This window comes from Opitutia bacterium (assembly GCA_016217545.1).
In the GTDB taxonomy this organism is placed as follows: Bacteria; Verrucomicrobiota; Verrucomicrobiia; order Opitutales; family Opitutaceae; genus Didemnitutus.
The window spans coordinates 802,686-827,694 of the sequence record JACRHT010000012.1; the positions used below are offsets into that span (position 1 = coordinate 802,686).

The following is a 25,009-nucleotide window of genomic DNA, read 5'->3' on the forward strand; positions in this document are numbered from 1 at the left end:
ATAAAGTAAAAGGCGCCGGCCAACGCCGACGCCTGAATTTTGCGCGCGGGGCTGAGCGCTCAGTTCTTGTTCTCGTTCACCCAGTCGATGAAGGCGTTGTAGAGCGGGTAGAACACGGTGTCGTCGTTCACGCCCTTCCACATGAAGTCCATCTTCACCTCGGCGACGAACACCTCGGCGGCGGTATCCGCCCGGATCACTTTCAGCTGGGCGTAGCTGGTGCGTCCCTCCTCACGCACTTGCGGGCGCAGAACGAGGAAGGGCTGGTAGTTGTCGGCGATTTTCTTCCACGAGAGGAGATTCGTGACGTCGCTCACGATCTCGCTTTTGCCCTCCTTGATGAGCAACTGCTCCATGTCCTCGCGGTTCACGACCTTCTCGAAATAGCCGAACTTTACCGTCTGGTCCTTGAAGAACTTTCCACCGAGCGCGAGGATCAGCCGCCGGTAGTTCTGCACCGGCACCTTCTCCTTCTTCACCACCGTGGCCTTGATCGAGCCGTAGACCGACTCGGTCTTGATCCGGCCGGTGGTGGGATCGATTTCTTTGGCTTCCCCGAATGTGGAGCAGCCGCTGATGAGCAGCGAAAGCGCGCTGCCAAGGACGATGAGCAGACAGGAACGACGAATGAGCATGGGATTGGATGGTGATACGATGGTAGCAACAGGCCCAGCCGGCTTGGCCCAAAGGCGGCGGACAATCGGGGGAAAATTGCGAAGACTTGAAATCGAGATCAACCCCGTTCCGGCCGGGGACGGGTGCCGTGCGCGAGATGCGCAGCGTGATTGGACGAAGCGCGGAATTTGGCTTTTCACCGCAGTTGTTCTGGAAATTCTGGACCGGAGGCTTGGGCCGGCCTCCACCAACTCCATTGAAAATGACTCCTGTGCGTTTGCCCAATTTCCAACGGTTTCTGGGGTGCCTTGCCCTGAGTGTCGCCGCGACGGTGTTTTCCGGGTGCGCGACGACTTGGAGCGACGGGCAGAAAGCCAAGCTGGCTTCGATAGCGGTGGAGCCGCCACGCGCGCCGGCCGGCGCCTACCAGAAGCCGGATGCGACCGACTCGCCCGGCATGGCGCAGGGTATCCCGCAAATGACCGGCGGCGGCCTGATTCCCGCGTTGATTGGATCGGCAATCGACGCCTCGGTGACGTCCAAGCAACAGAAGAAGTTCGAGGCGAAAGACGGGCACACGTTCTCCGCGCTCGCTGACGCGCTCGCTCAGGTGCCAACAGCTCAACTCGGGGAAGCGCTGCGGCGCGCACTGGCAGGTCACGAGTTTTTCGGCTCGCGGGTCAGCGATCGAGGCGGAGCGCGCATCAGCACGGAAATCGTGCGCTACGGATTTCAGAAATCGCCGCTCTCCAAGAGCGAGGACGCCATCCTTCTTCGCGTGCGTCTTACGGTGCGAGCCACTCTGACTGCGGCGGATGGTGAGGTTCTCTGGTCGGGTGTGATTTCAGGCGTTGCGTCTCAAGCGCGATCAGCTGGGGACATCGCGAGCGATGCGGCGTTCATCGCCGAGAATATCCGGGAGGCCGCCGAGGATTTCGCGCAGCAGCTGCTTGTGGAGTGGGACATCCAGCTTGGCTTGCGAAAGCCTCACTATTCGCGCTGAGCGGCGATCTCGAGGCTTGTAGTAATTCGCGCGGCTCTTGATGCAGCTCAAGGCTGCGGGCGGCGCGTTGCGGTAGTTTGGCGGCACGGCGGGCGTTCCTCATCGGGGGCGTGGCCGGCTCCTCGCATGAAACCCAACTACTTCAAACTGTGGCTCGCGTTCGCGACCGTCACCCTTGGCTCGCTCGCCGTGCTCGGTTACTACGGCGTGCAGATCTGGCAGCATAAGCCGCCGGTCCCGGAACGCGTCGTCGATGCGAGCGGCCGCGTGCTCATGACCGGCGAGCAAATCCAGGACGGCCAGAGCGTCTGGCAATCCATCGGCGGCCAGCAGCTCGGCAGCATCTGGGGCCACGGTTCCTACGTGGCGCCGGATTGGTCGGCGGACTATGTGCACCGCGAGGCGTTGTTCATGATGGAACAGCGCGCGCGGGCGATAATCGGCCGCAGCTACGCCGAGGCGACGGGTGAGCAGCAGGCGGCGATTCAGAGCTGGGTGCAGACCGCAATCCGCCGCAACGACTACGATGAGGCGACGCGCACGCTGACGCTCTCTCCCGAACGCACCGCGGCGGTCGCGGCGCTCGGGCGCTACTACCGCGCGATCTTCGGTCGCGCGGACGCGTTTCCCGACGATGTGCGCTGGCTCGCCGACGCGGGTAAGTCGCCCGCGGAGTTGCGCGAGGCTTACGCGATCGCGACGGACACGATCAAGGATCCGGCGCGGCAGGAGCTCATGAACGCTTTCTTCTTCTGGGCCGCGTGGTCGTGCAGCACGTCGCGGCCGGGCCTGAAGGCCGGCGACGTCGATCTGACTTACACGAGCAACTGGCCGTATGAGCCGCTCGTGGGCAACCGCGCCACGGGCTCGATGGTGATGTGGTCGCTCGTGAGTTTCGTGCTGCTGCTCGCCGGCATCGGCGCGCTGGTCTGGTATCGCGCGCGCGCTCACGAAGAGGAGCCGCCGCAAGCGCCCGCGACGAATCCGTTCGCCGGTCTGCAGCTGACGCCGTCGATGCGGGCGACGCTGAAATATTTCTGGGTCGTGGCGGCCTTGATTGTCGTGCAGGTGGTGCTTGGCGCGGTCACGGCGCACTATGGCGTCGAGGGCAAGGGCTTCTACGGCATCCCGCTCGCGGAGTGGCTGCCTTACTCGGTGACGCGCACGTGGCACACGCAGATCGGCATTTTCTGGATCGCGACGGCGTGGCTGGCGACGGGCCTGTTCATTGGGCCGGCGGTGTCCGGCCATGAACCGAAGTTCCAGCGCCTCGGCGTGAACTTCCTCTTCGGCTGCCTCCTCTTGATCGTCGTCGGCACGCTCTTCGGCACTTGGTATGCGACACGGCAGCGTCTCGGCCTCGCGGCGAATTCCTGGTTTGGTCACCAAGGTCTCGAATACGTCGACCTCGGCCGCTTCTGGCAGTTGTTCCTGTTCGTCGGTTTGTTCCTGTGGCTCGGACTCGTCGTGCGCTCCATCGCGCCGGCGCTGCGCAATCCTGGTCCGAATCGCCACCTGCTCGTGCTCTTCCTCGTGGCGTCGGGTGCGATCGGTCTCTTCTACGGCGCGGGCCTGATGTGGGGTCAGCGCACGCATCTCGCGATCACGGAATACTGGCGCTGGTGGGTCGTGCACCTCTGGGTCGAGGGTTTCTTCGAAGTCTTCGCGACAGTGGTGATCACGTTCCTGTTCACCCGCCTCGGCTTGCTGCGTCTCGCGAGTGCGACGGCGGCAGTCATCGGCTCGTGCACGGTTTTTCTCTTCGGCGGCATCATCGGCACGATGCATCACCTCTACTTCACGGGCACGCCGATGAGCGTGTTGGCGCTCGGCGCGGTGTTCAGCGCGCTCGAAGTCGTGCCGCTCACGCTCGTCGGACTCGAGGCGGCGGAGAACATGAAGCTCCTGCAAGGCCGCGCGTGGCTGGCGACGTTCCGCTGGCCGGTGAAGTTCTTCGTTGCGGTCGCGTTCTGGAATCTCGTGGGTGCGGGCGTCTTCGGCTTCCTCATCAACCCGCCGATCGCGCTCTATTACATGCAGGGTCTGAACACGACGGCCGTGCACGGGCACACCGCCCTCTTCGGCGTCTACGGCATGCTCGGTATCGGGCTCATGCTGTTCACGCTGCGGCTCGCCGATCTGCGTCCGCAGTGGAACGAGCGCGCGCTGAGCGTGGCCTACTGGTCGTTCAACGCGGGCCTCGTGTTGATGGTCGTGCTCTCGCTGCTGCCGATCGGCATTCTGCAAACCATCGCGAGCATCGATCACGGCACGTGGTATGCGCGCTCGGCGGAGTTCCTGGCGCAGCCGTTCATGGCGACGCTCCGCTGGTGGCGCACACCGGGCGACGTGATCTTCGGTGTCGGCGCGCTGGCGCTCGGGTGGTTCGTCTGCGGTTTGTGGACGGGCTGGTCGAAGCGCGGCGCGGCCGCTCCGGCCACCGAACTCGGCGCAGCACCGAACGAGGAGCCGCTCGAAACCGTGCAGCGCTGAGCCGGCGATTGGTTTTCGAAGCCGCGCGTCTGTATCCGGCGCGCGGCTTTTTGTTTGGTGCCGAGGCGGAGCTTAACGCTTCGCGTCGCGCAGTTCGGCGGGCAGCGCGGGAATTTCGGCCACGATTACTTGGCCGGCGGCGCGGCTGATGCCGTAGATGATGCGCCGGTCTTTCACGCTGCGGTCCCACGCCCACGATTGGCCTTCGAACGGCACGTCGATGGTCGTGACGTAGTCGAGCGCCACGCCTTGGCGCGGCAGGCGCAGGACGTAGAGCTCCTTTTCGTCGTGGCCGGTGACGTAGAGCAGACCGTCGTCGCCCCAGTCCCCGCCGGAGCTGGAGCTCTTGCCCCATGCGGCGACGACTTGCGGCGGAAAAATCCACGACTCGAGCAGCTGCCAGTTGGCGTCGAATTTTCCAAGGTAGGTCCAGCGGTTGTCGAAGCCCGGCGTCGTGCCGCTGTCGTTGTAGTTGGCGAAGCAGGCCCACCAAAAACCGTCGCGCTGCACGGCCCACGTGAGCGAACCGAGCCGGATGCCGAGGCTGTGCGACGAACGCGGCGCGAGTGTGGCAGTGTCGTGGATTTCGAGTGAGCTGGCCATGGGCAACTGCGGGAAGTTCGAGTGCGAGAGCACGAGCGCGCCGTCGCGCACGTAGCCGCCGTTGTAGTGGATGATCGGTCCGCCCTTGAGGCCGATCCACTCGGCGACTTTCTCGCCGGTGTCCTTGCGGAACTTGCCGAGGTAGAAGTTGCCGATGCCGTAGAAGTGCTCGGCGTCGACCGCGACGCCTTGATTGGCGCCGAGCGCGGGGAAGCGGCGGAGCTCCTGCGCCACGAGGCCGTGTTTCGTCAGCGCGGGTGCCGGCGCGCTCGGCAGGCGGTCGAGCCATTCGCGGTAGGCACTTTTGGTGGCGGGCGGTGGAGTGTCCGCCGCCAGCAACGAGCTGGCGGCGACGAGAGCGCTGAACGAGAGGAGGAGTTTTCTCATGTTGAGGGAGTAACCCGCGCCCGGAGGTCGCGGGCTACCGTGAAATGAACGCAGATTCGAAATGTGCGGCGCTCAGAAGGTGCGGGTGACGTCCAGCGTCCAGGTGCGGCCGGGGACGAGGTTTTGCGAGACGGACGGGTTGTAGCCGAAGCCGCCGGTGGCGAGCGGCGGAGCCTCGTCGGTGAAGTTGACGATGCCGAGGCGCACCTTCGTGTGACGCAGCAGCGGTGAGGCGTGCGGGCCGAACTTGTAGCCGATGGTGGCGTTGAAGCTCAGCGATTGCTTCGTGACGTAGCGGTAGACGAAGCGGCCGCCGGTGAACTGCTTCGCGATATACTCGGGACGGCCGAGCGATTCGTAGAGCGCTTCCGTCGTCGTGGCGCCGGAGTCCTGCGTCGCGCCGTAGTAGTAGGCGGCCAGGCCGGCCGACCACGCGCCGCGACGCCACATGAGATTCGTCGTGCCGCGCCAGCGGGCGACGCCGTCGGTGTTCAGATTGTCGTTGATCGTCGGCGCGAGATTCGCGGGCGCGGAGGTGGAGAGGGATTTGATCGTGTAGGCCCAGTCGCTCTGGAAGGCGAATTGGCCGATCGCGAGCGGCGGCAGGTCGTAGCGCAGGCCGAGGTCGACGCCGGCGTCCTCGCTGCTCGCGATGTTGATGAACGGGCGGTTGACCGAGAAAATCTTTCCGGCGGCCGCGACCGGCGCGGTGGGATTGGCGGCGTTGTAGGTGGCGAAGGTCGCGATGTCCTCCGCGGTGAGCGCGAAGCGGACGACGTCGGGGTCGCCTTTGTAGTCGGCCGTGCCGCTGCCGAGGTCGATCTGACCGATGGTTTTGCCGGCGGCGAGTTGGGCCTTGGTGTAGGCGGAGAGGAGCGCGACGTCGGAGTCGCGGATCTGCGTGACGCTGCGCTGGCCGAGGAGATCGGTGCGCTCGATGTGCCAGTAGTCGGCGCTGACGCTGAGGCCCTGGAGGCCGGGCACGTCAATCACGACGCCGAAAGTTTTGCCGACGGACTCGGAGGCGCGGAGGTTGGGGTTGCCGCCGAAATAGGTGCGCTGCACGTAGGCGCCCTCGTTCGTGACCGGGTTGCGGTAGGGATCGATGTCGCCGGCGCCGGCGGTGATCGACCAGCGCGGGCTGGTGAACAGCGCAGCGAGGCTCGGCGCCATGAAGCCTTCGTTGTAGGAGCCGCGCAGCATCAGCCACGAGGCCGGGCGCCAGTTGAGGCCGATCTTCGGCTTCGTGGTGCTGCCGAAATCGCTGTAGCGCTCGTGGCGGCCGGAGGCGGTGAGTTCGAGCGTGTGCACGAGCGGGATCTGTTGCGACTCGGCGATGAGCGGCAGCGCGAATTCCGAGTAGAGGCTCGTGACGTTGCGGTTGCCGAACACGTCGGGGCGCGGCGGGTGGAGCAGGAAATCGTTGTCGAGCGGATCGAGGCCGGAGGCGGCGCCGTTTTCGCCGCTGAGCGCCGGACGCGTGTCGGCGAGATCCTCTTTGCGATACTCGCCGCCGAGCGCGACCATGAGATCGCCGGCCCAGAGCGGCACGACGCGGCCGGTGGCGCGGAAGTCGCCGCTGGTGATCGAGCTCGTGGCCGAGCGCGTGTAGATTTCGGAGAAGGACTTCACGACCGCGGCGGGGTTCGTGTAGGGCTTGTCGACAACGACCGCGCCGCCCTCGACCTTGAACGTGTAGCCGAAGGGATTGTAGGCGCTGGCGTCGGTGCGCGCGAGGGCTTGCTGGAGCAGGCTTTCGCGGACGTCGGGGTAGGCGTTATCCTTGCCGCGAACCTCGTTGTAGAACGCGGAGCTTTCCCACGACCAAGTCTGGCCGAGCGAGCCCTTCACGCCGGCGGCGAGGCGGACGACGTCGGCTTCGGTCTCGATGTTTTCCGGGTCGAGGTCGGGCAGCGTGACGGAGACGAGGCTGATCGTGCGCGGATCGCCGGTGAGACGTGGCGCGCCGTCGGCGCGCGGGGCGCCGGTCGGGCTGTAGAAGGCGGAGCCGTAGGGATTGTAGGGATTGTCGACGGAGAGGACGGCGAGCTTGTCGGAAGTCGGCGCGTTGAGCGCGAGCGGCTGGCGCACCATGTTCGAGCGCGACTTGTAGTAGGCGGCGTCGGCATAAACGGTGACGCGCGGCGTGAGTTCGTATTCGCCGGAGACGAAGGCGTTGGCGCGGCGCACGCGCGGGGCGGACCAGCCGAACGAGTTCAGGTCGAGGAAGAATTCCGGATTGCCCGTGCGTGTCGGCGCGGAGCTGCTGAGCGTCGGCACGCCGTTGACGAGGCGCAGGTAGTTGCTCGCGGTGCCGGAGCCGATGCGGAACGTCGGATAATAACCGCGCGCGGTGCGAACGTCGAAGACGCCGCCGAGCGTGTTGAAGGGCGCGGGCACTTGGTCGGCCTGGTTCGACGTGCGGCTGAAATCGCGGTCGGAGAGCAAAATCGGTTCGCGGTAGAGCGCCTCGACCGTGCCGAAGAGCTGGCCTTTGCCGTTGGCGAAGGGCGTGCCGAAGGTGAACGACGTGCCGAAGTTCTCGCCGCCGCCCGCCTCGGGCAGGCCGACGTGCACGGAGGACTCGGCGCCGGCGAAGCGGCGGCGGAGCACGTAGTTGATGACGCCGCCGACGGCGTCGGAGCCGTAGACCGCGGACGCGCCGTCGCGCAGCACCTCGACGCGTTCGACGCCCTGCGTCGGCAGCTGGTTGACGTTCACCGCTTGCGAGAGACCGGCGGTCATCGGGTTGATCGCCATGCGGCGGCCGTTGACGAGGATGAGCGTGCCGGTGGCGCCGAGGTTGCGGAGATTGATGTTGGCGTTGTCGCCGCGCGCGCCGGAGGAGCCGAGGCGCGTTTCGTTTTCCGGCAGATTCACGACGGACGGCAACGACGTCAGCAGGTCGACGGGCAGCACGGCGTTGCGCGTCTCGATCGCGTCGCGATCGATGACGGTGAGCGGCGCGATCTTCTCCATGTCGAGGCGGCGGATGTTCGAGCCGGTGACGACGAACTCCTGAAGTTTGACGGTCTCTTTGCCCGGCGTCGCGGTTTGCGCGACGAGCGGCAAGGCGCTCGCGAAAAGCGCGAACGCGACGGAGAGAACGAGTGGAAGGGCAGGGGACGGACGAGGTGCAGGTTTCATAGGCGACCGGCCGCGGAGAAGCCGTTTTGTTTCGCCCCGCTCAAACGAAATGAGCCCGCGTCACGCGATCTTCACCGACGTAACGCAGCCGCCACGCGATCGTCACGCAGCGCGGCCGGTTCGGTCTTGTGCGGCGGGGTGCGGCTGCGCTTCGGTAGCGCCGTTTCACGCATGAAGAATCTCCGCGCGCTCCTTCTTTCGCTCGTTTGGCTGCTGCTGCCGCTCGCACTCGTCGCGGCGCCGGTGGCCGGGCGTTACCTCAAGGCCGAGGCCTACGACGTCGCCGCGCTCATCCCGCCGTCACCGGCCGACGACTCGCTGACGACGCTCGCTGATCTCACGGTCGTGCGCGCCGTGCAGGCGCGGCGCACGCCGGAGGAAGTGGCGCTGGCGGCGTATTTCGTGCGCGACACGGTTTTTCAATACGACGCGGTGATCGGGCCGTGGTTCACCGCGGCCAACCTGCCGTTCGCGGCGGAGTTTTTTGAGCAAGTGCGCGCCGACCGCTTCGCGATTTCGACCAAGGGCAAGGAACTCTGGGCGCGCAAACGTCCGCCGCTGCTCGATCCGGCGGTGCGCGCGGCGATCGAGTTGCCGGCGACCGGCTCGTATCCGAGCGGGCACGCGACGATGGCGTTCGTGTGGGCGGGATTGCTGGCGGAGATTTTTCCGGAGAAACGCGAGGCGCTCTACGAGCGAGCGCAGCTCGTCGCTTGGTCGCGCGTGGTTGGCGGCGTGCATTATCCGAGCGACATCGCTGCGGGGAGGTTGCTCGGCGAGCGGTTGACGAAGGATTTTCTCACGGTGCCGGAAGTGCGCGCGGCGCTCGAGCGCGTGCGGACGGAAGCGGCGACGGCTGCGGCGCGAAAAAACTGACGGCTCGCGGCCCGATCGATGCCGTCGTGGTGGGCAATCGGGTTTTGACTGGCGCGGCGACGCCTGTGTTCGATGGACCCGTGCTCTCGGACCTCCTCCAGGATCGCGCGGCCCAGTTCGTCTCCGGCACGATGAGTGCGGCGGAGCGCGAGAGCTTTGAGGTCATCGCGGCGTTCGACGCGGAACTCGGGGCGCACGTGGCGGCGTTGCAGGACGCGGCGATCGCGATGACGACGTCCGTCGTGCGGCGTGGGGAGACACCGCCGGTCGCGCTGAAGGCCCGCATTCTCGCGGCGGCGGAGGCGTTGCCGCAGCAACGCGAGCGCGAGGCGTTCGTCGTGACCGACCGGTCCGGCCGCATCGAGTGGGTGAATGAGTCGTTCACGGCGCTGTGCGGCTACGGGCTCGACGAGCTGCGCGGGCGCAAGCCCGGCGAATTGCTGCAGGGCATCGAGACCGATCGCACGGCGGTCGAACAGCTTCGCGAGGCGCAACGGGCCGCCGTCGCCTGCAACGTGGAGCTGGTGAATTACCACAAGAACGGTTCGCTCTATCGGGTCGCGGTGCGGATGAGCCCGTTTTTCGACGACGCGGGTGCACCGCTGTGGTTCGTCGCGCGCGAGCGGAAGCTCGCGTAGCGCGCGTCGCCCGGCTCGCTCAGCCGGCGAGGAAGCGGGCGCGCGCGCCGCCGAGTGCGGATTCGTAGGCGGCGGTCAGTCGGTCCCAGCGGTGGTTGGCCTCGGTGTCGATTTGCTGGCGCGCGGCATCGGCTTCGAACCAGGCGAGCGTGCGGCGAATGCCTTGGGCGAAAGGGGTGCGTGCGGCGAAGCCCGGGACGAAGCGCTTGATCTTGGTGTTGTCGAAGACGGAAGAGACGGCCTTGTCGCCGAGGAGTGTGCCCTCGGTGGCCGGCACGCAGGAAATGATGAAGTCGGACGGAATGTGCACGAAGCGAGGGCGAGCCACGCCCGCAGCTTCGGCGGTGAGTTGGAAGATCTGGTTCCACGGCAGCGCCTCGTTGGAGGTGATGTGGAAGGCGTGGCCGAGCGTCGCCGGGTTGCCAAAGAGGCCGACGAGGCCGGCGGCGAAATCGGTGTTGTGCGTGATCGTCCAGAGCGAGGTGCCGTCGCCCGGGATGATCACGGGTGCGCCGCGTCGCAGGCGGTCGATGGCGGTCCAGGGGAACAGCCAGGAGTTGAGCACGAGCGGGATCTGGTCGTCGCCGTAGGTGAGAGAGGGGCGGATGATCACGCCGGGGAAGCCGGACGCTTGGTGGGCTTTTTCCAGTTCCTCCTCGGCGGCGATCTTGTTGCGTGAGTAGTCCCAGTGCGGATTGGCGCGCGGGGTGGATTCAGTGATGAGGTAGTGGGCGGGCGGCTTTTGATAGACGCTGGCGGAGCTGATGAAAAAATACTGGCGCGTGCGCCCGCCGAAGAGTTCCACGTCGCGGCGCACGTCGGCGGCGTTGAAGGCGATCCATTGCACGACGACGTCCCACGTGTGACCTTCGAGCGCGGCGCGGGTCGCGGCGGGATCGGCGATGTCGGCGACGAGCGTGCGCGTGCCCGCGACCGGGGTATGGCGTCCGCGATTGAGCAGCCAGAGTTCGTGTCCGGCCGCGAGGGTGAGTTGGGCGACGGCGCGGCTGATAATGCCCGAGCCGCCGACGAAGAGGATTTTCATGCGGAGTTGTGGCCAGAGTGTGCGGCGGAAACGCTGGGGGCGACGACGGGAGGCGGCAACGTTTGGTATTTGGGACAACCGGGAAGGGTGAGGTGCGATCCGGCTGAGCTGGCGATAAACTGCACCTTGCCAGTGAGTTTTGACGCGATGCGAAGGCGCGGATGTGGGCGACGATGCGTTTGGCGAGAAAATCCTTGCGCGAGGGGGGGCTGGTCCTACTTTCGCCCTTCCGTTTTTTGCGTAACGCAAATCCGAGCTACGTCCCCATCGTCTAGCCCGGTCCAGGACACCACCCTTTCACGGTGAGAACCGGGGTTCGAATCCCCGTGGGGACGCCAATTTTGGCGAAGCCCGCGACTCGGCTGGCGAATGGCGGGGTTAGTGACGTGATCCGTCACTAACCTCGTCATGCCAATAGTGCCAAATACTTTGGCACGAGTTGCGGTCTCTGCCCTAGGCAGTGGCAACGCGCACTGTAGTTTAAGACGAAGTTGGTCGATGACGTGGAGTCCATCCTGCCTTGGCGCTTCATTAGCAGAGAAAGTCAGGTTGGCAGGTCAGGTCCCTGACGATGAATTGGCGGCCATCGGTCGCGACGACGACCGCCACCGTTCAAGGGCGAGATCAGCCCGGGCTCTGCCGAGGATCGGCGCTGCGCGGATAGGTGCGCTCCTCCTCGTAGGTGCCATCCATTTTGTGGATGCGCACCGAACCAGGGTGGTCTTGCATGAAGTCGGAGGTGGCGCGCACGGCCTCCTCCTTGGTCAGGCCCTCGAAGACCTTCGAGGCGCGTTCACCGCCCTGCTTCTGCAGTTTCCAGCTGTCACCGTCGTGGTTTAGATCGTAGCGATCCATGGTATTTCCTTGGTTTGGTTTTGATGTGGCTGCCGCCTGGACATCAGGCAGCCGGCCGCAAAGTGCCGTTGGCGGCGTGCCGCCGTTGATAGAGTTCCGGTCTTGAAGCGAATCCCAGCGAGTCGTCGCCGCGCAGGTGCAGGCGTAGCAATTCGCATCGTTGGCCACCATGCAGGCCCCGAAGAAGTTCGGCCACGACGAGTGCGGCAGCGGTGACTCCAACAAAGGATGCGGAAATCGGCTTCCGTGCCAACGTTTCGAGAACGACGCCACATTCACCTTCCTCGAGTTCGGCTCCGAACAGGGCGGGATCGAAGTCACTGGCTTCGGGCCGCGCGGTTTCCGGCCAAAGATCCCGGGGGTGCTTGCTTGCGTCGGGAAACGTGTGCAGCAGCAGCCGGTCGAACTGGTCGAGCGAAGAGCCGAGGCCGCACTCGACCACAAGATCGAAGCCGGCAGCCTCCAGGTCACGGCGGCCGGTGGCCGAATCAAAACCGCACAAAGCGATGCGAGGCTCGTCGTCGCTCACGCGGGTGTTGGCGTCGAACGCTCGCTCGATCAGCTTGGTGCGGAAGCCGCGAGCCTCCGCCCAAGCGGCGCACGTGCGGGTCTTGAGCGCCGTCACTACGGCTGGTTCGCACAGGAGCCCCGCGCTCCAGTTGCCGGACGTGATGACGTCATAGTCGTGGAGGAAAAGCAGCGCTTGGGACTGGGCGGGATACGGTAGCAAACCGAGGGTCCACAAATAGGCTTGGCCGAGATGCCCGAGACCCAGCAGCCAAACTTTTTCCGGCAGACGAGTCAGCGCTGGACCAGCGGCACGCGAGTCCAGCCAAGATTGCGCGGGCGACCATAGAGAGAGGCCGAAGGGGCGGTCACACACTCCCAAAGCGAGGCCCGCAACATCGAGAAAACAACGAGCGACCGTGATGCCGGCGGCGAGCACACCGCCAAGAGCGAAGCCTTCACCGGGCGCAAAGGAGGTGGCCAACCCGGCGGGGACAAATCCACCGCGCCAGCCATCAGCCAGCAGAACCAAGTCGTCTTCTCGGGACGTGAGCGCCTCCCCGAACCACACGGTCTTGTTGGCGTCCGGTCTTTCGGTCACCACGCTTGCCCCCAAGGCGTGGGCGACGCACGAAAGAGGCTGCCCCTGCCAGCCGGGCAGGATGCAAGTGATGCCTTCAGGAACTTGGGCGGTGACGCCGCCCAAGAACGCACGTTTGCCCGCGTTTACCGCGGTGAGCAAAGCAGCCTGATACTCGGCGCGTCGTGCCGCCGCCGGCGGGCAGATCAGGTGGAAACGTAGCTCCTCCAAGAGCGAAAGCGCCTTCGCATAGTCAACGCGATGGCGCTGCATGCCCGCCTTGGCGAGGCGGTTGAGATTGTCCACGGTCGGTAAGGAAGTTTTCACAGGAGAGAGAGGTGAAAGGCTGGGTTCCGATCAGTGCAGGCCTGCCAGCGGTGATTGCCGCGATAACGGTAGATGCCGACGCCGCGGAGAGAGAAGGTGTTGAATCGCGCAAAGTGGGGCACGATGAGGGCCAGATGGCCGGGAGTGCCGACCATCGGATGCGTTTCATCCGCGTGGCTCTGCCCCGTCCAGTCTCCGGGGTGGGTGTGCACGTCGGTGACCACGCGGAGCTGGCGGGACTCACACAGTTGCCACAGGCGAGTGTAGCCGGAGCCTTGAAATACGATGATGCCGGTGTCCAGCGCGTGGGGATCGAGATCATCGTAGCAGACGTGCGCGGCGATCCGCAGGCTGTCGGGCGGAGCCAACAGGAACGCGCCGCTTTCCCGCTCGCCCGCCCCACGGGCCCGGAGGTCGCGGACGAGTGCGCACCAACGCCAATACGAGATGGAAACCGGTTCACTCATCGGCGGCAGGGTTGAGGGTGCGGAAAACAAAGGTGAGGTAAGCCGTGATCGTGTGCTTCGGTGTCCACCACCATTGGGCGAAAGTCTGCTTCCATCCGTCATGCCCACTCATCGCCGTGCGGTCGCAGGGCATGTAGAGTGCGGTGGTATTCCAGTTCGGATTGAACACGGCGTTTACATGCGCCGAACCACGCGGCCACCGCTCTTTTGGCAGCGGAGCGTTGGCAACGGTATCCCAAGGTTGGGCGGTCGGAGCCTTTGCTGGGTAGTCGTCGAGGTTGAAACGCAGCGCGACACGGCCTTCGGCGGTGAAGCGGGGGTCGCTGCGAACCCAGATGCGGCAATGCGGCCATCGTCCGAAATCCTCGTCAGGCAGCAGCCCCCAACGGCCGGCATCGGTTCCCGCGACAAAGGGGGCCTCTTCCAGGTGCGACTGGAAGAGGCTGAGGTCTGGAGCGACGGCGTTCATCCCTGGACCTGGCAGATGTCGGCGAGATAGGCAGTGACCTCGCACTTCGGGAAGCGAGCGTAGCTGCCGATCGCCGCCTCCTCGCTCATCGACTGCCCGGAGGCGTCACCGAGGCGCAGTTCCTTGTTCTCGGCATCGGCACCGGTGAGACCAAACTCCTTCAGCGCCCACTTCAGGACCCGTCGGACACCCACGCTGGGGGCGAAGGCCTTCGTGGCACGCTTGAGGTTGAACACCACCGTGACCTCGATCTTCCGGCAGCGGTGGCAGTGGATCCGGAGGCGCTCCTTGGCCGGCTCTTTGAACCGCTCCGGCGTGAGGGGCTCGTCCTCGTCCGCCGCGAAGAGGAGGACTTCCTCAACCTTTGCGTCGGCGGAGATGATGCCGGCCTGCTGAGCGGCGACGAGCAATTCGGCCGGCGTCGCCTTGGCCGGCACTGAAACAGGAGTGGGGTTACCCTCTCCGCTGATGTGGATGTCTCTATTCATGTTCTTACGAGTTGCAGAAGTCCGTTCTGGGCTTCCTGGCACTCACGAGTATGAGCGCTGCTCACTAAATCAAGCACAATCGCTTGAGAAAGTGAGCACTGCTAAGCAACCGATAAAAATACCACGCGCCGCTTGAACAAGCCGCGAATAACTGATAGGTTATTGATACGGCAATTTTTCCCTCCTACCCGCTCTCCCATGGACACCACCGCGCAATCACTCGGCTCCGGCCTTAAATCAGCCCGAGAGGCACGTAACCTCTCGTTACGGCAAGTCGAAGAGGTGACAGGCATTTCGAACGCTTACCTAAGTCAGTTGGAAAACGACAAAGTGAAGAAGCCTTCGCCCCATTTCCTCCACAAGCTAGCCGCGCTCTACGACGTGCCCTACGAGCTGTTGATGGAGTATGCTGGCTACATCAAACGTGCAGCAGAGGCCGCCACTGAGCCGCGCACCTTGGCCGCCGCGGCGTTTCGCAGCCAAGCGCAGCTCTCTCAAGCCGGCGCGGCCCTTTACAGCCAAGCGCAGCTCACGGATGAGGAAGCCGCGCAACTGCTCGATTACCTCGGCTACCTGCGTTCGAAACAAAAAACTAAATGAGAGCGCCCGCTTTGGAGTCGGCCGCAGAGGTCGAACATATCGTTCGGAACCTGCTGCGGGAGTCCAAGGCATGGGGCAAATTTCCGACGCCGGTCGACGACATCGCTGCTTACAGCAAGCTGGCGATCGACCGAGGCGTTGATCTGCGGACGATCGATCCGGGGTTTCTACCCCGACAACTTGAACATCTGTCGAGCGCGCTGCGGAAGATTCTCGGCGTGATTGATCGTCGGCAGCGAAAAATTTATCTCGACCATTCGATGTCGTCGTCACGAAAGGCCTTCGTGAAACTGCACGAGATTGGCCACGATGTCCTGCCTTGGCAGGCGATCAACCTCAGCTACAGCGACGACGAGAAAACCATTAGCCACGAGGCGCCGGAACTTTTCGAACGCGAGGCGAGCTTCTTCGCCTCCGCAGCCCTGTTCCAACTGGAGCGCTTCGACGAGGCCCTGAAAAAACTCCCATTGTCGTTCAGCTCCGTCCGTGTGCTCGCGGAGCAGTTCGGTGGGTCCGTGCATGCCACCGCGCGCCGCTATGTCGAACGGTGCCCGAAGCGCTGCGCCCTCCTCGTCTTCAATCCCCCGGCGACTCGAACCAAGACCTGTCCGATGCCGGTCCGCAACTGCTTCGAGTCTCCACCCTTCACCGACGATTTCGGTCGGCTCGGTGTGCCCGATGTGTGCGACTCTCAGCATCCTTTCGTGCAGGATATCCTGCGCGGTCGTCGCCTTCACGAAGAGGGCACGGTGACGCTGCCGACGGCTCGCGTGCCGAGCCTCCAGCTGAACTACCACTTCTTCAACAATACCTACAACAGCTTCGTCTTCATGCTGCCACCCGGTGAGGCAATGAAATCGCGCATCACCATCGTGAATCGCGTGAACTAGGCCCCGCTCTGGGTCTGGATGCGCACCGTCGGCCGCAGAGTAAGATTCTGCGTGTGAAAACGGGTGTGAAGAATCCGCGCCATTTCGTCGTAAACCGGCGCGCGCTGGGCGGGATCCCCGATAGTCAGGATCAGAGCAAAAGGTTGCGGCGCAGTCATCGCGATATTGACGTCGTGACGGCAGAGCAACCGGACCTTGAGGCGCCAGCGTTTCCCCTTCACGCCGGTTGGCAACAGCCGGTAGTAGGTCCGCACCGGCGCCCATTTCCGCAGGTGCTTCACCTGATAGGATTCGTAGAGTTCGCTGGACCGGGAGTGTTCAACAGGCACCTGACCTTTGAAGTTCTCTTCGCCGTCGCCATCCACAAACACGCCGAAGGAAGCGTCGATGTGGGTCTCGCAGTATTCCGCACCGAAGTCGCCGTTGCGCATCGGCGGAAACGCGAGCGTCATGGCAATCTCGCCCCGATACCGGCCGTTCGTAGAAAGCGAAGGGGGATACGGAAAATCGTCCCACTCCAAGAAATAACCGGGCCGCAAGTGCTCCTCGAACACCAGTGTCATGGCGGAGGGCGTGCATTCAAGGGCGGCCCGCACTCCGAGCGGCGTGCCGAACCCAAAATAGTGATCCTCGCCGTCCGGGACGCGCTGGCGCGTGCGCAGGTCTCGTGCGCAATGGGTCAGGACCGCGCGAGCGACGGTCACCGACGGCGCCGGGGTGATCGAGTGAAAAATATGGGCGAGTTGCCGCGAAACCAACGGGGTCGCGAAACTGGTTCCAAGACTGTCGATCAAACGGGGCTGCACATCCAACGAGGTCACGCCATGGACGGGACTGCCTGCATGCCCGATATTGCCGCCGAGGTGAACGAGGTCGGGCTTGATCACATAATTAGGGCCGGGGCCATTACGGGAAAATGGTGACGGCTCACCGCGCTTAGATCCGTGCGGGGCGAGGTCCATCTGCGCCACCGAGCCTACAACGATGCCGAGCACGCTACCACCACCCGCTGGTCCTGCTACAGCTCGTAGCCGAAGTGAGCTTTCCCCGACCCGACGATGTCGACCCCGCAGATCCGGAGATGTTCGATATCGGCGAATGCCTCAAAATTGTCGGCAAGGCGCATAAGGAGAACCGATCTGATCTAGATGGCCTTCGGCGCTGGTGCCAACGTGCATTGGGCTACTATGAACAAGTGGATACACCAAATGGGTTTCACCTTACGATGCACGCTGAGTGTTTGATTCTGTTGGAGGACTTTAGCGGCGCCCATGCGATTCTGGCTCGGGTCGACGACGCGGAACGCGAGGCGCACTGGTGGCATCGACAGGCGCAGGCCTTGCGGGGGTTGCATTTGCTCGACCAAGCGGAAGCCGCGATCGATCGCGCGCTGAGCCTGCGCACATTGGCACATTTCCGAGCGGCGTTTCTCTTCGCCAAGGGCGAAATTCTCGCTGACCGGCGCGACATGCGATGTCTCGCAGTAATCGCTGAGGCACGCGCGCTGGCCACCGGACCTAAGTTCCCGGTCCAGCTGGACGAGACGCTTGCGCGGTTCCGTGCTTTATTCCCGGATCTGAGTTCACCGGCTTAGCCTGTGAGAGAGCGCGCGGATGCATCCACTGAACGCGAGCAATTTCGCCACACTGCCCCTAGCGCTTCACGTCGTCCTCACCATAGCTTCGGCGGTCTCTGGACTTCAGGTTAGGCGCGGCGTGCGGAGGCACCACTACCATTCCAAAAAACCGAGCTGTCTTGCGCGACGACGTCGTGCTCGCCTGCCCCAAAGCCGCAGTATCCGATTCGGCGAAGGCATCAAAGTTGACGTGGCCGCCCCTGGGCGGACGGCTTTGTCGAGCCGTGTGGCAGATCAACTGGCAAGAAAAGGAATATAGGCGGATCAATCTGGCATGAGCTTCTCGCACGATTGCATATGTCCGCTAGCCTCTGGCCGTTCATTCTGGCACGAGGCATTCTGGCCTTCTGGCAAAAACACGGCAAGCGGAAGGCCGACGACATCGCCGTGCGAGGTCGCCAACCCGCGGCGTGCCGCGGTATTGCACTCATACGTCACATGAAATCTTCGATCAATCGAGCGGATGCGCTCCCTGTTATAGGGCAGAAGGTGAGCTTCGGGCGCTTGCTTCGGCAACGTCTTCTCTGGCGTTGGGCGCTGGTCTTGGGCGCGGCATTCGTTGTGCTCGCGGGTGTTTTCGTCTTCGCTTACCTGCGTAACGCGGAGCGGTTTTGGCGATGGGAGGGCGTCGCGAGCTCCGCCTCGCTCGCCCTTTGGGTGGGCCTGCTTCCGCCTATCGTTTACGCCTACGTTTTCGCGCACGAGTTCGGGCATCTGCTCCCGTTCCTCCCGCGGGCAGCGTGGAACCGGCTGCGCCGGGCGCCTGATGCACACCCGCGTCCGTCCTTTCTGCTCATCGGGAGGGACGATCGCTATCCGAATTACGCGCATTTGTTTTCGATTCTGGGGACTGAGGTGAGGCTCGGCGTGGGCTTGATGGGGTGGGCTGACGAGCCTGACATGCGAGCCGAGTCGGAGTTTTTCGTGCGGTTTATGGCTGGGATGGGGCACTTCTTCCCCTGTGCCGTTGCCGGCGTTCTGTTCGTCGGCACGCACGGGTGGGCGCAGTCGACCGGCTGGGTGGACCTTTTCGTGAGGTGGGGCGTCTTGCTCTTCCCGTTCTTGGTTCTGCTCCTAGACCTGCTGCTCAGTTGGGGCGAGCGCCGGACGGACTTCCGCATTGTCGTTTTTGGTAAGCGGGAAATGTATCCCGAGGGCTAAGCCAGGCTCCCGGGCGGCCGTAGGCGCCGGAAGCTCTGGGGTAGCGAGCACCATCGTGGCGAAAACCGGCCGAGATAGTGTGCAAAAGAAGAATCGTTGGTGAAATACGATTCTAGAATGAGACTGCGACTAATTCTGCCAGTTTACATGGCGGAGGCACAGAATCAGCCAGGTTCCTAGGCCGGAAAAAATGCATTCGGTGAAATGATCGCCCATTTTCGGCCAGCAACATTGGCAAAACGACGGCACAAATCACGCCGTTCGCCATCGGCAGCGAGTCGCGGGCTTTTCGTTTTTGGGCATCCCGTTTCGCCTGCATTTTGGGGCGCGCCCTATCGGAGAGGTCGCGCCTTCGGGGCAATTGGAAAGAGGCAACCACCTAGAAGTTCACCACTAGATCGCGAAGGCGCGGGTGAGGAGGTTGCGCACTTCGCTCGCTTGTCCGCGCAGCCGCAGCACGCGCGGATGCCACGCCAGCGCCATCGCGCGGTCCAGCCGCCGCAAGGCAGGCGCATCGATCACGCGCACCTCCGCGGCCGGCAACTCGTGCAGTGCGATCGCAGGCAGCACCGCCCCATGCCCTTTGCCCCGCACGGCGGCGAGGCTCTGAGGGAAGGACTGGCAGGTGAGACGCGGACGAAGCTCGCCGCCGGCTTCGGACGCGATTTCGCGCAGGCGCTGCGAAAACTGACCGTCGCCGGTCTGCGTCACCAAAGGCACCGAGGTCAGGGCTTGGCGGAACGAGGCGCGGGGCGCGGGCACGAGGGCTCGCGGCACCACCAGTCGATACGTCAGCGTGCCCAGCGGGGCACTCTCCAGATCGGCGGTGACGGCATCTGCACGCACCAAACCGAAATCGAGGCGCCCATCCGAGAGCTGGGCAATGATGTCGTGGGTCCGTAGGTTGAAGGTCGAAAAACGCACGCGCAATTTGGCAACGCGCTCTCTCGGAAGCCGCGGGATCACCAGCCACTGCAAGAGGCTGTCTCCGGCCGCGAGTCGGTAATCGGCCTCTTGCTGTAGGCACTCGCGGCGCAGGTCGTGCAGCGACTGAAAGTGCGCCCGCGTGATTCCTGCCAGCCGCTCGCCCTCGGGCGAGAGCTTCAGCTCCTTGCCCCGGCGCTGCGTGAGCGAGACGTTGAAGAACTCGGCGAGTTCGCGCAGCTGGCGGCTGTATTGACTCTGACGCACGGGGTCACCGGGCGCGGCTTGGGCGATGCTGCCGGCCTCCTGCACCTCGAGGAGCGCGCGCAGCCGATCGAACGAGAGGCCGCGGTTGGCAAAAAGATCCTCAAACATGATTATTAAGTCAGGTATCCTGAGGACGCTGCTGTGGCAAGGCTCGGCGCGGTCAGGTAAGATGCCGTCACGTTCGATCTGCGGTGCAGGGCGAGATTAGGGAAAATGAAACCACCCCCTTGATTTCGCACCGGCTGCGGTCGTTGTAACCTAGTAGAACCAACTCTCGTCACTCACCCGCCATGAAACCCGCGACCAACCATACACTATCCGCCCTCCGGCAGCCGGAGTGGCGAGGTTCGTGCGCGGTGTTTATCGCGAAGACGACGAACCCCTTGGCGGAACGACTCGGCGATTATCGGCCGAATTCCAGCCAGGAGAACCAAGGAAGTGGTGTGACCTAGCGTCGACGGACTCACTGTAGCCGTCTGCTGCGGCCCACTTCCGCCCGGAAGTGGGTTTTTTCATGCCTGAAAAGGCCGCTTCCGGAAGCCGAGTGATCAACTCGTTTTTCCAGATTCCGTAAGCGGCTTCATCGCTGAGCCCAGTTCGATCAGCCAACGCCCGCATCAAATCCTGCGGCCATCCAAACCATACTGCGCAACCGCGCAGTGAGAGAGGGATGACGGTGTGTGTTCTTTTTTGCGAATGCATGAGGCCCAGTAGCCTCGTGCGAAACGTGCGGTGCGCCCGGATGGGCGTTCAACGGCCTGGGGCCGGCCGCACGTCCAATTTCATGCGCCCTGTCGTCTAACACGCCAGGATTCCGGTCTTTCGAGCCGGTGATGCGGGTGTGACGAAGCGCAGCGGAGATGGGCCAGCCGTAGGCTGGGCTCGTCAGAGCCGAGCGCAGCGAGCCAATCCCGTCGGGGCGACCATTTTGTTCGAACCAGCGCTGGTTGTGTTTCCGAGACCAGAATTCGCCGTGCCCCATCGGACTTTTCGGTAGCTTGCCGGCAGCCAGAGCCGGCAGGGGCTAATTTTTGCGCGCGTGGCGTAGGAGCAACGCAGCGGTCCGCCAGTCCGCAGTCCCGAGTGCGATTCTCGGCGCGCGCACCATCTTGAGGAGTTGTGGTGTAACAGCAGCACAGCGGACTTTTAATCCGCATGGCGCGGGTGCGAATCCCGCCGGCTCCACCATTTTGCCACCAGTCAGTCATCGAGGGCGGACACGCGGAGAAGTCTTCCGCTGCCGAGCGACCTGGAACTGCGCTGGCGGCTGACGCGACGTGCCCGGGAGGCCAGCAGGCCGACCGGGCCGCCGCAGGCGGAGCCCTCAGGGCCGAGCGCGACGAGCGCGAGCCAACAGCGAAGGGACCGGTCTGCAAAACCGGAATCACGCGGGTGCGAGTCCCGCCGTCGCGTCCAGACTTTGGGGTTGTGGTGCTAATAGCAGCACGCCGCGCCCGCAACGCGGAGGAGACGGAGCGTAACCGTCCAGCTCCACCATTTGTTCAGGTCCTAGATGTCCAAGCGGACGGGTTGGTTTCCAAGTCCGACCGGGAGGGTGCGAGTCCCTCAGGACCTGCCAATTTTCCGGAGGTCAGGCCGATCTAGTGATGGCGCGTGGCTGAAGCCCACGAGAGCGCGGCGCGCAACCGCGGGCCTCCACCATTTTTTGCTGCGGGTAGAACGAGGTTTCCGCCGGGTCTCATAAGCCACGGCGCCGTCGGTGCGATTGACTCGCTCGCAGACGCGGGCTCGGGCCTGTGGCCCACACCTTCGGTGTGCCGTTTCGCTTCGCTCCACCGACACCCGCACCCATTTTATATCGGGGTGTAGCGTAGCAGCCAACGCGCTCGGCTTGGGACCGAGAGATCGCAGGTGCAAATCCTGTCGCCCCGACCAATTCCATCAGGTGCGTGGCCCAGTCAGCGGGGCACCGGCCCGTGACGCCGGGGAAGCGGGTGCAAATCCCGCCCACCTGACCACCTTTTGCTCGCGGAGATGAAGAGTCGACGGAGCGCAGCGAAGGAGGGGCCGCCGTAGGCGGAGGGCGAAGCCCCGAGCGCAGCGAGCCAATCAGCCCTCCGTCGAAGGGAAGTCAGTCGGTGCGAGTCCGATCGCGAGCGCCAGTTTGAGCGGGTCGTCGAACAGCAAGACACCTCTCCCACACAGAGGAGATCACGGCGCGAATCCGTGCCTGCTCACCATTGCCAGGTAGCTCAACAGCAGAGCGGCCGTTTGTTAAACGGCGAGATGCAGGTGCGAGTCCTGCCTTGGCAGCCAATTTCGTCGCCGAGTGAGCGAGTGACCACGCCTGCCCGACATGCAGGAAGGCCAGGTGCGATTGACTCGTTTCGCTAACGCGAAACTCGGGCTGCGCCCACACCTGCGGTGTGCCGCTCCGCTCGCGGGGCGAGCTTCGCCTGGGGCGACGACCACCACGGCTCGGTGGCGCAGCAGTGAGCGCAGCTCCCTCATAGGGAGAAGGTTGCGGGTGCGAGTCCCGCCCGAGCCCCTTTTTTTCGAGACGTGGCAGACAGAGTGCGTAGCACGGAGATGGCGACAGCCCTGAGCAGGGCGAAGGGTGAGCCGAGCGGGCGCCCCTTGGGCGCGAGGCGAACAACAGCAATTGCAGCGCGCTGTAAACGCGCCGCCCGAACGGGCTGCGGAGGTGCGGGAGCGTAGCAGCGCGACCGGGCCGCCGCAGGCGGAGCCCGTAGGGCCAAGCGCGATGCGCGAGCCAATCCTTCCGTCTCGACCAATTTTCCTGCGGATGTGGCGGAACTAGCAGACGCCCCGGCCCGAGATGCCGGTGAACGCAAGTTCGTGAGGGTGCAACTCCCTCCGTCCGCACCAATTTTCGGCGAGTGGTGGAATGCATACACGCGAGTCTCAGAAACTCGTGAGCGTGAAAGCTCGTGCAGGTGCGAATCCTGTCTCGCCGACCAATTTCTGGGCAGTGAGGGTGAAGATACTTCGCCTCCAACGATACCCGTGCCCTCCGGCAAGATGGGCTGCAATAAACGAGCGCCCGTTCGAAGTGCGAACTTCGGACGGGAAGGGCTCCAGGGTGCTTCGCCTGTATTTCTCCCAGAAAATATTTCGGAGGCAGTGAGCACGCGGATACTTCGGAAAACGCGCTCGCCGATCCGGCGAGAGTTGTGGGTTCAAGTCCCACTCGGGCCGCTAGGCTCGATGGCGGAATCATCAAACGCTGCGCGCGGTTCTCTCCTCCGTCCCCTTGAGGGTAGTGAAGGCACGGTTCCTTCGGTAAAGCACTCTGTGCTCTGGTTCGACTCCAGATCCCGCGCCGACTTTTCTCCCTCCTCTTTTCGCGGGCAGTGAGTTCGCAGTTACTTCGAACTGAACTGTCGGCGGTTCAAATCCGCCCGCGCTTTGGCGCGTAGCTCAGTTGGTAGAGCACTCAGGGCCGCAAGGCCTGACTGCGCACAATCCTCTCCCGCGATCCGTCGCCGTGATTCACGGCAAAACCACCAAACCACAAGGAGCCATCATGGCCAAATTCAGCATTCTTCCCTTCCTGTCGCGCAAGCCGACCGTGCCCAACACGGTGAACTTCGCGGGCGGCGCCGCCTTCGTGCAGCCGGCGAAGCTCGAGCTCGTGTCGCTTCTGCTCACGACGTTCCTGCAGGACGAATTCTATTGCACGGAAAAGCAGACGGTCGCGCGCGTGCGCGAACTCGTGAACAAGGTCAACGACCCGCGTTTCGTCGCGAAAGCTGCGCTCTACGTGCGCCACCAGCACGGCATGCGCTCGGTCAGCCACCTCGTGGCCGCCGATCTTGCCAAGTCGGTCAAGGGCGCGCGTTGGACCAAGTCGTTCTTCGCTCAAGTCGTCCGCCGTCCCGATGACGCCGTCGAGATCCTCGCGTGTTACCTCGGTGCATACGGTCGCCCCGTTCCGAATTCCCTCAAGAAAGGTCTCGGCGCGGCGCTCGCGCGTTTCGACGAGCACCAGCTCGCGAAATACCGCCGCGACCATGGGACCTTCAAACTCGTCGATGCGGTCAACCTGGTCCGTCCGCCATCGACGGCGGCACTGAGCAAGCTCGTCAAAGGCGAACTCGCTCCGGCTCAGACGTGGGAAACGCAGCTCACGCAAGCGGGCGAGGCGGAGTCCAGCGAGCAAGTTGCTGCAGCGAAATCCAACGCCTGGGCCGGTCTGGTGCGCGAGCGCAAGCTCGGCTACCTCGCCCTGCTGCGGAACGTCCGCAACATCCTGACGCATGCGCCGGAAGTCGTGGACGAACTCTGCTCGCAACTGGCCGACGAGCGCGCCGTTCGCCGTTCGCTGGTGTTCCCGTTCCAGTTCCTCGCCGCGGTCGATGTGCTGCAGCAGGGCAACCTGCCGCATGCCTCGCGCGTGATGGAGGCGCTGAACGCGGCCGTGGATCACTCGCTGGTCAACGTGCCGAAATTCGAAGGCAACACGCTGGTCGCGCTCGACTCGTCGGGCTCGATGGTGGGTCGCCCGCAGAAGATCGGTTCGCTGTTCGCCGCGACGCTGGTGAAGGCGACGGGCGCCGACCTGATGCTGTTCAGCGATGACGCGCGTTACGTTTCGCTGAATCGTCGCGACACGACGCTGACGGCGGCGGCGAGTATCCCGTTCATCTCCGGCGGCACGAACTTCCAGGCGATCTTCCAGCGCGCGAACCGCGCCTACGATCGCGTGGTGATCTTGTCGGACATGCAGGGCTGGATCGGCGGCGGTGCGCCGGTCTCGCAGTTCGCCGAATATCAGCGTCGTCACGCGGTGACGACGCGGGTGTTCAGCTTCGATCTGAAAGGTTACGGCACGATGCAGTTTCCTCAGGAACGCGTCTACTGCCTGGCCGGTTGGAGCGACCGCGTGTTCGAGCTCATGCAGAAGCTCGACCACGACCCGCACGCCCTCGTGCGCGAAGTCGAAGCGATGGCGCTCGACGAATGACTCTGCGGGACGGGCTGCATTCCCGTCCCGCTTTCTCTCCCTGTGGTGAAAAAGCCATCACACGGCCGTGCGAAGGCCGAGGT

20 protein-coding genes and 12 tRNA genes are annotated in these 25,009 nt (G+C 64.1%); 21 read left to right on the forward strand and 11 right to left on the reverse strand.

The features are described from left to right. Positions 1–59: 59 nt before the first annotated feature. Positions 60–635 (reverse strand): hypothetical protein, encoded by a 576-nt coding sequence (locus HZA32_10370; protein MBI5424489.1) that lies wholly within the window; start codon positions 633–635, stop codon positions 60–62. A gap of 242 nt (positions 636–877) precedes the next feature. Here HZA32_10370 and HZA32_10375 point away from each other — a divergent pair, with 242 nt between their 5' ends. Both HZA32_10375 and HZA32_10380 read left to right on the forward strand, forming a co-directional pair. After that, positions 878–1,618: a hypothetical protein gene (locus tag HZA32_10375; GenBank protein MBI5424490.1), complete on the forward strand. Its 741-nt coding sequence runs from the start codon at positions 878–880 to the stop codon at positions 1,616–1,618. Between the two features lie 126 nt (positions 1,619–1,744). Beyond that, complete coding sequence (locus tag HZA32_10380) at positions 1,745–4,111, forward strand: nitric-oxide reductase large subunit (GenBank protein MBI5424491.1); 2,367 nt, start codon at positions 1,745–1,747, stop codon at positions 4,109–4,111. A 72-nt stretch (positions 4,112–4,183) separates the two neighbouring features. Here HZA32_10380 and HZA32_10385 read toward each other — a convergent pair whose 3' ends face one another. Beyond that, complete coding sequence (locus tag HZA32_10385) at positions 4,184–4,990, reverse strand: hypothetical protein (protein MBI5424492.1); 807 nt, start codon at positions 4,988–4,990, stop codon at positions 4,184–4,186. A gap of 183 nt (positions 4,991–5,173) precedes the next feature. Then, positions 5,174–8,248 (reverse strand): TonB-dependent receptor, encoded by a 3,075-nt coding sequence (locus HZA32_10390; protein MBI5424493.1) that lies wholly within the window; start codon positions 8,246–8,248, stop codon positions 5,174–5,176. A 171-nt stretch (positions 8,249–8,419) separates the two neighbouring features. Between HZA32_10390 and HZA32_10395 the strand changes: the two genes are divergently transcribed. Both HZA32_10395 and HZA32_10400 read left to right on the forward strand, forming a co-directional pair. Continuing rightward, the gene (locus HZA32_10395) at positions 8,420–9,124 is read left to right on the forward strand and encodes a phosphatase PAP2 family protein (protein MBI5424494.1); all 705 of its coding nucleotides are present in this window, start codon (positions 8,420–8,422) and stop codon (positions 9,122–9,124) included. An 80-nt stretch (positions 9,125–9,204) separates the two neighbouring features. After that, complete coding sequence (locus HZA32_10400; protein ID MBI5424495.1) at positions 9,205–9,762, forward strand: PAS domain-containing protein; 558 nt, start codon at positions 9,205–9,207, stop codon at positions 9,760–9,762. Between the two features lie 19 nt (positions 9,763–9,781). Here the strand turns inward: HZA32_10400 and HZA32_10405 are convergent, their stop codons facing one another. After that, a complete protein-coding gene (locus tag HZA32_10405) occupies positions 9,782–10,807 on the reverse strand; it encodes an SDR family oxidoreductase (GenBank protein ID MBI5424496.1) in 1,026 nt (341 codons plus the stop codon). 260 nt (positions 10,808–11,067) lie between these two features. Between HZA32_10405 and HZA32_10410 the strand changes: the two genes are divergently transcribed. Then, positions 11,068–11,145: transfer RNA gene (locus tag HZA32_10410), tRNA-Glu, on the forward strand. Positions 11,146–11,431: 286 nt separating this feature from the next. Here the strand turns inward: HZA32_10410 and HZA32_10415 are convergent. From HZA32_10415 to HZA32_10435, 5 genes are read right to left on the reverse strand one after another with little or no spacing between them, the layout of a single operon-like run. Next, the gene (locus HZA32_10415; GenBank protein MBI5424497.1) at positions 11,432–11,662 is read right to left on the reverse strand and encodes a DUF2188 domain-containing protein; all 231 of its coding nucleotides are present in this window, start codon (positions 11,660–11,662) and stop codon (positions 11,432–11,434) included. A 43-nt stretch (positions 11,663–11,705) separates the two neighbouring features. Next, positions 11,706–13,055, reverse strand: coding sequence for a hypothetical protein (locus HZA32_10420; protein ID MBI5424498.1), 1,350 nt, complete (start codon positions 13,053–13,055; stop codon positions 11,706–11,708). 17 nt (positions 13,056–13,072) lie between these two features. Beyond that, a complete protein-coding gene (locus HZA32_10425; GenBank protein ID MBI5424499.1) occupies positions 13,073–13,543 on the reverse strand; it encodes a hypothetical protein in 471 nt (156 codons plus the stop codon). Next, the gene (locus HZA32_10430; protein MBI5424500.1) at positions 13,536–14,012 is read right to left on the reverse strand and encodes a hypothetical protein; all 477 of its coding nucleotides are present in this window, start codon (positions 14,010–14,012) and stop codon (positions 13,536–13,538) included. Before HZA32_10430 ends, HZA32_10425 begins: the two co-directional genes overlap by 8 nt. Next, positions 14,009–14,500, reverse strand: a complete 492-nt coding sequence (locus HZA32_10435) for a hypothetical protein (protein MBI5424501.1) — start codon at positions 14,498–14,500, stop codon at positions 14,009–14,011. Before HZA32_10435 ends, HZA32_10430 begins: the two co-directional genes overlap by 4 nt. Positions 14,501–14,698: 198 nt before the next feature. Between HZA32_10435 and HZA32_10440 the strand changes: the two genes are divergently transcribed. Both HZA32_10440 and HZA32_10445 read left to right on the forward strand, forming a co-directional pair. Then, complete coding sequence (locus HZA32_10440; GenBank protein ID MBI5424502.1) at positions 14,699–15,100, forward strand: helix-turn-helix transcriptional regulator; 402 nt, start codon at positions 14,699–14,701, stop codon at positions 15,098–15,100. Further along, complete coding sequence (locus HZA32_10445) at positions 15,097–15,990, forward strand: ImmA/IrrE family metallo-endopeptidase (protein ID MBI5424503.1); 894 nt, start codon at positions 15,097–15,099, stop codon at positions 15,988–15,990. The genes HZA32_10440 and HZA32_10445 overlap by 4 nt, the downstream gene beginning before the upstream one ends. Here the strand turns inward: HZA32_10445 and HZA32_10450 are convergent. Continuing rightward, complete coding sequence (locus HZA32_10450; GenBank protein ID MBI5424504.1) at positions 15,987–16,985, reverse strand: S8 family serine peptidase; 999 nt, start codon at positions 16,983–16,985, stop codon at positions 15,987–15,989. The two genes, HZA32_10445 and HZA32_10450, sit on opposite strands and share 4 nt — an antisense overlap. An 86-nt stretch (positions 16,986–17,071) precedes the next feature. Between HZA32_10450 and HZA32_10455 the strand changes: the two genes are divergently transcribed. Beyond that, positions 17,072–17,584 (forward strand): hypothetical protein, encoded by a 513-nt coding sequence (locus HZA32_10455; protein MBI5424505.1) that lies wholly within the window; start codon positions 17,072–17,074, stop codon positions 17,582–17,584. A 339-nt stretch (positions 17,585–17,923) separates the two neighbouring features. Then, entirely contained in the window at positions 17,924–18,787 is an 864-nt protein-coding gene (locus HZA32_10460) for a hypothetical protein (GenBank protein MBI5424506.1), read from the forward strand. Between the two features lie 393 nt (positions 18,788–19,180). Here the strand turns inward: HZA32_10460 and HZA32_10465 are convergent, their stop codons facing one another. Then, positions 19,181–20,086, reverse strand: coding sequence for a LysR family transcriptional regulator (locus HZA32_10465; GenBank protein ID MBI5424507.1), 906 nt, complete (start codon positions 20,084–20,086; stop codon positions 19,181–19,183). 925 nt (positions 20,087–21,011) lie between these two features. Here HZA32_10465 and HZA32_10470 point away from each other — a divergent pair. The 12 genes from HZA32_10470 to HZA32_10525 all read left to right on the forward strand — a co-directional run bounded on the left by HZA32_10470 (position 21,012) and on the right by HZA32_10525 (position 24,926). Beyond that, positions 21,012–21,085: transfer RNA gene (locus HZA32_10470), tRNA-Gly, on the forward strand. Between the two features lie 6 nt (positions 21,086–21,091). Beyond that, positions 21,092–21,166, forward strand: a tRNA-Lys gene (locus HZA32_10475). A 147-nt stretch (positions 21,167–21,313) separates the two neighbouring features. After that, positions 21,314–21,394: transfer RNA gene (locus HZA32_10480), tRNA-Cys, on the forward strand. Positions 21,395–21,400: 6 nt separating this feature from the next. Next, positions 21,401–21,475: transfer RNA gene (locus HZA32_10485), tRNA-Ala, on the forward strand. Between the two features lie 323 nt (positions 21,476–21,798). Continuing rightward, positions 21,799–21,874: transfer RNA gene (locus tag HZA32_10490), tRNA-Pro, on the forward strand. Positions 21,875–21,881: 7 nt separating this feature from the next. After that, positions 21,882–21,957: transfer RNA gene (locus HZA32_10495), tRNA-His, on the forward strand. Between the two features lie 148 nt (positions 21,958–22,105). Beyond that, a tRNA-Val gene (locus HZA32_10500) sits at positions 22,106–22,179 on the forward strand. Position 22,180: 1 nt separating this feature from the next. Continuing rightward, positions 22,181–22,255 (forward strand) — tRNA-Asn (locus HZA32_10505). Positions 22,256–22,414: 159 nt separating this feature from the next. After that, positions 22,415–22,487 (forward strand) — tRNA-Met (locus HZA32_10510). Between the two features lie 254 nt (positions 22,488–22,741). Next, positions 22,742–22,828: transfer RNA gene (locus HZA32_10515), tRNA-Leu, on the forward strand. A 5-nt stretch (positions 22,829–22,833) separates the two neighbouring features. Then, positions 22,834–22,920, forward strand: a tRNA-Leu gene (locus HZA32_10520). Positions 22,921–23,486: 566 nt separating this feature from the next. Next, positions 23,487–24,926, forward strand: coding sequence for a TROVE domain-containing protein (locus tag HZA32_10525; protein MBI5424508.1), 1,440 nt, complete (start codon positions 23,487–23,489; stop codon positions 24,924–24,926). The last annotated feature ends 83 nt before the right edge of the window (positions 24,927–25,009 follow it).

Excerpts from the sequence above, each read along its gene's own strand:
- HZA32_10440 (MBI5424502.1), top strand. The coding sequence starts at position 14,699 with ATGGACACCACCGCGCAATCACTCGGCTCCGGCCTTAAATCAGCCCGA.
- HZA32_10455 (MBI5424505.1), top strand. The coding sequence starts at position 17,072 with ATGTTCGATATCGGCGAATGCCTCAAAATTGTCGGCAAGGCGCATAAG.
- HZA32_10375 (MBI5424490.1), top strand. The coding sequence starts at position 878 with ATGACTCCTGTGCGTTTGCCCAATTTCCAACGGTTTCTGGGGTGCCTT.
- HZA32_10460 (MBI5424506.1), top strand. The coding sequence starts at position 17,924 with ATGTCCGCTAGCCTCTGGCCGTTCATTCTGGCACGAGGCATTCTGGCC.
- HZA32_10395 (MBI5424494.1), top strand. The coding sequence starts at position 8,420 with ATGAAGAATCTCCGCGCGCTCCTTCTTTCGCTCGTTTGGCTGCTGCTG.
- HZA32_10425 (MBI5424499.1), bottom strand. The coding sequence starts at position 13,543 with ATGAGTGAACCGGTTTCCATCTCGTATTGGCGTTGGTGCGCACTCGTC.
- HZA32_10465 (MBI5424507.1), bottom strand. The coding sequence starts at position 20,086 with ATGTTTGAGGATCTTTTTGCCAACCGCGGCCTCTCGTTCGATCGGCTG.
- HZA32_10390 (MBI5424493.1), bottom strand. The coding sequence starts at position 8,248 with ATGAAACCTGCACCTCGTCCGTCCCCTGCCCTTCCACTCGTTCTCTCC.
- HZA32_10525 (MBI5424508.1), top strand. The coding sequence starts at position 23,487 with ATGGCCAAATTCAGCATTCTTCCCTTCCTGTCGCGCAAGCCGACCGTG.
- HZA32_10380 (MBI5424491.1), top strand. The coding sequence starts at position 1,745 with ATGAAACCCAACTACTTCAAACTGTGGCTCGCGTTCGCGACCGTCACC.
- HZA32_10445 (MBI5424503.1), top strand. The coding sequence starts at position 15,097 with ATGAGAGCGCCCGCTTTGGAGTCGGCCGCAGAGGTCGAACATATCGTT.
- HZA32_10370 (MBI5424489.1), bottom strand. The coding sequence starts at position 635 with ATGCTCATTCGTCGTTCCTGTCTGCTCATCGTCCTTGGCAGCGCGCTT.
- HZA32_10405 (MBI5424496.1), bottom strand. The coding sequence starts at position 10,807 with ATGAAAATCCTCTTCGTCGGCGGCTCGGGCATTATCAGCCGCGCCGTC.
- HZA32_10430 (MBI5424500.1), bottom strand. The coding sequence starts at position 14,012 with ATGAACGCCGTCGCTCCAGACCTCAGCCTCTTCCAGTCGCACCTGGAA.
- HZA32_10435 (MBI5424501.1), bottom strand. The coding sequence starts at position 14,500 with ATGAATAGAGACATCCACATCAGCGGAGAGGGTAACCCCACTCCTGTT.
- HZA32_10415 (MBI5424497.1), bottom strand. The coding sequence starts at position 11,662 with ATGGATCGCTACGATCTAAACCACGACGGTGACAGCTGGAAACTGCAG.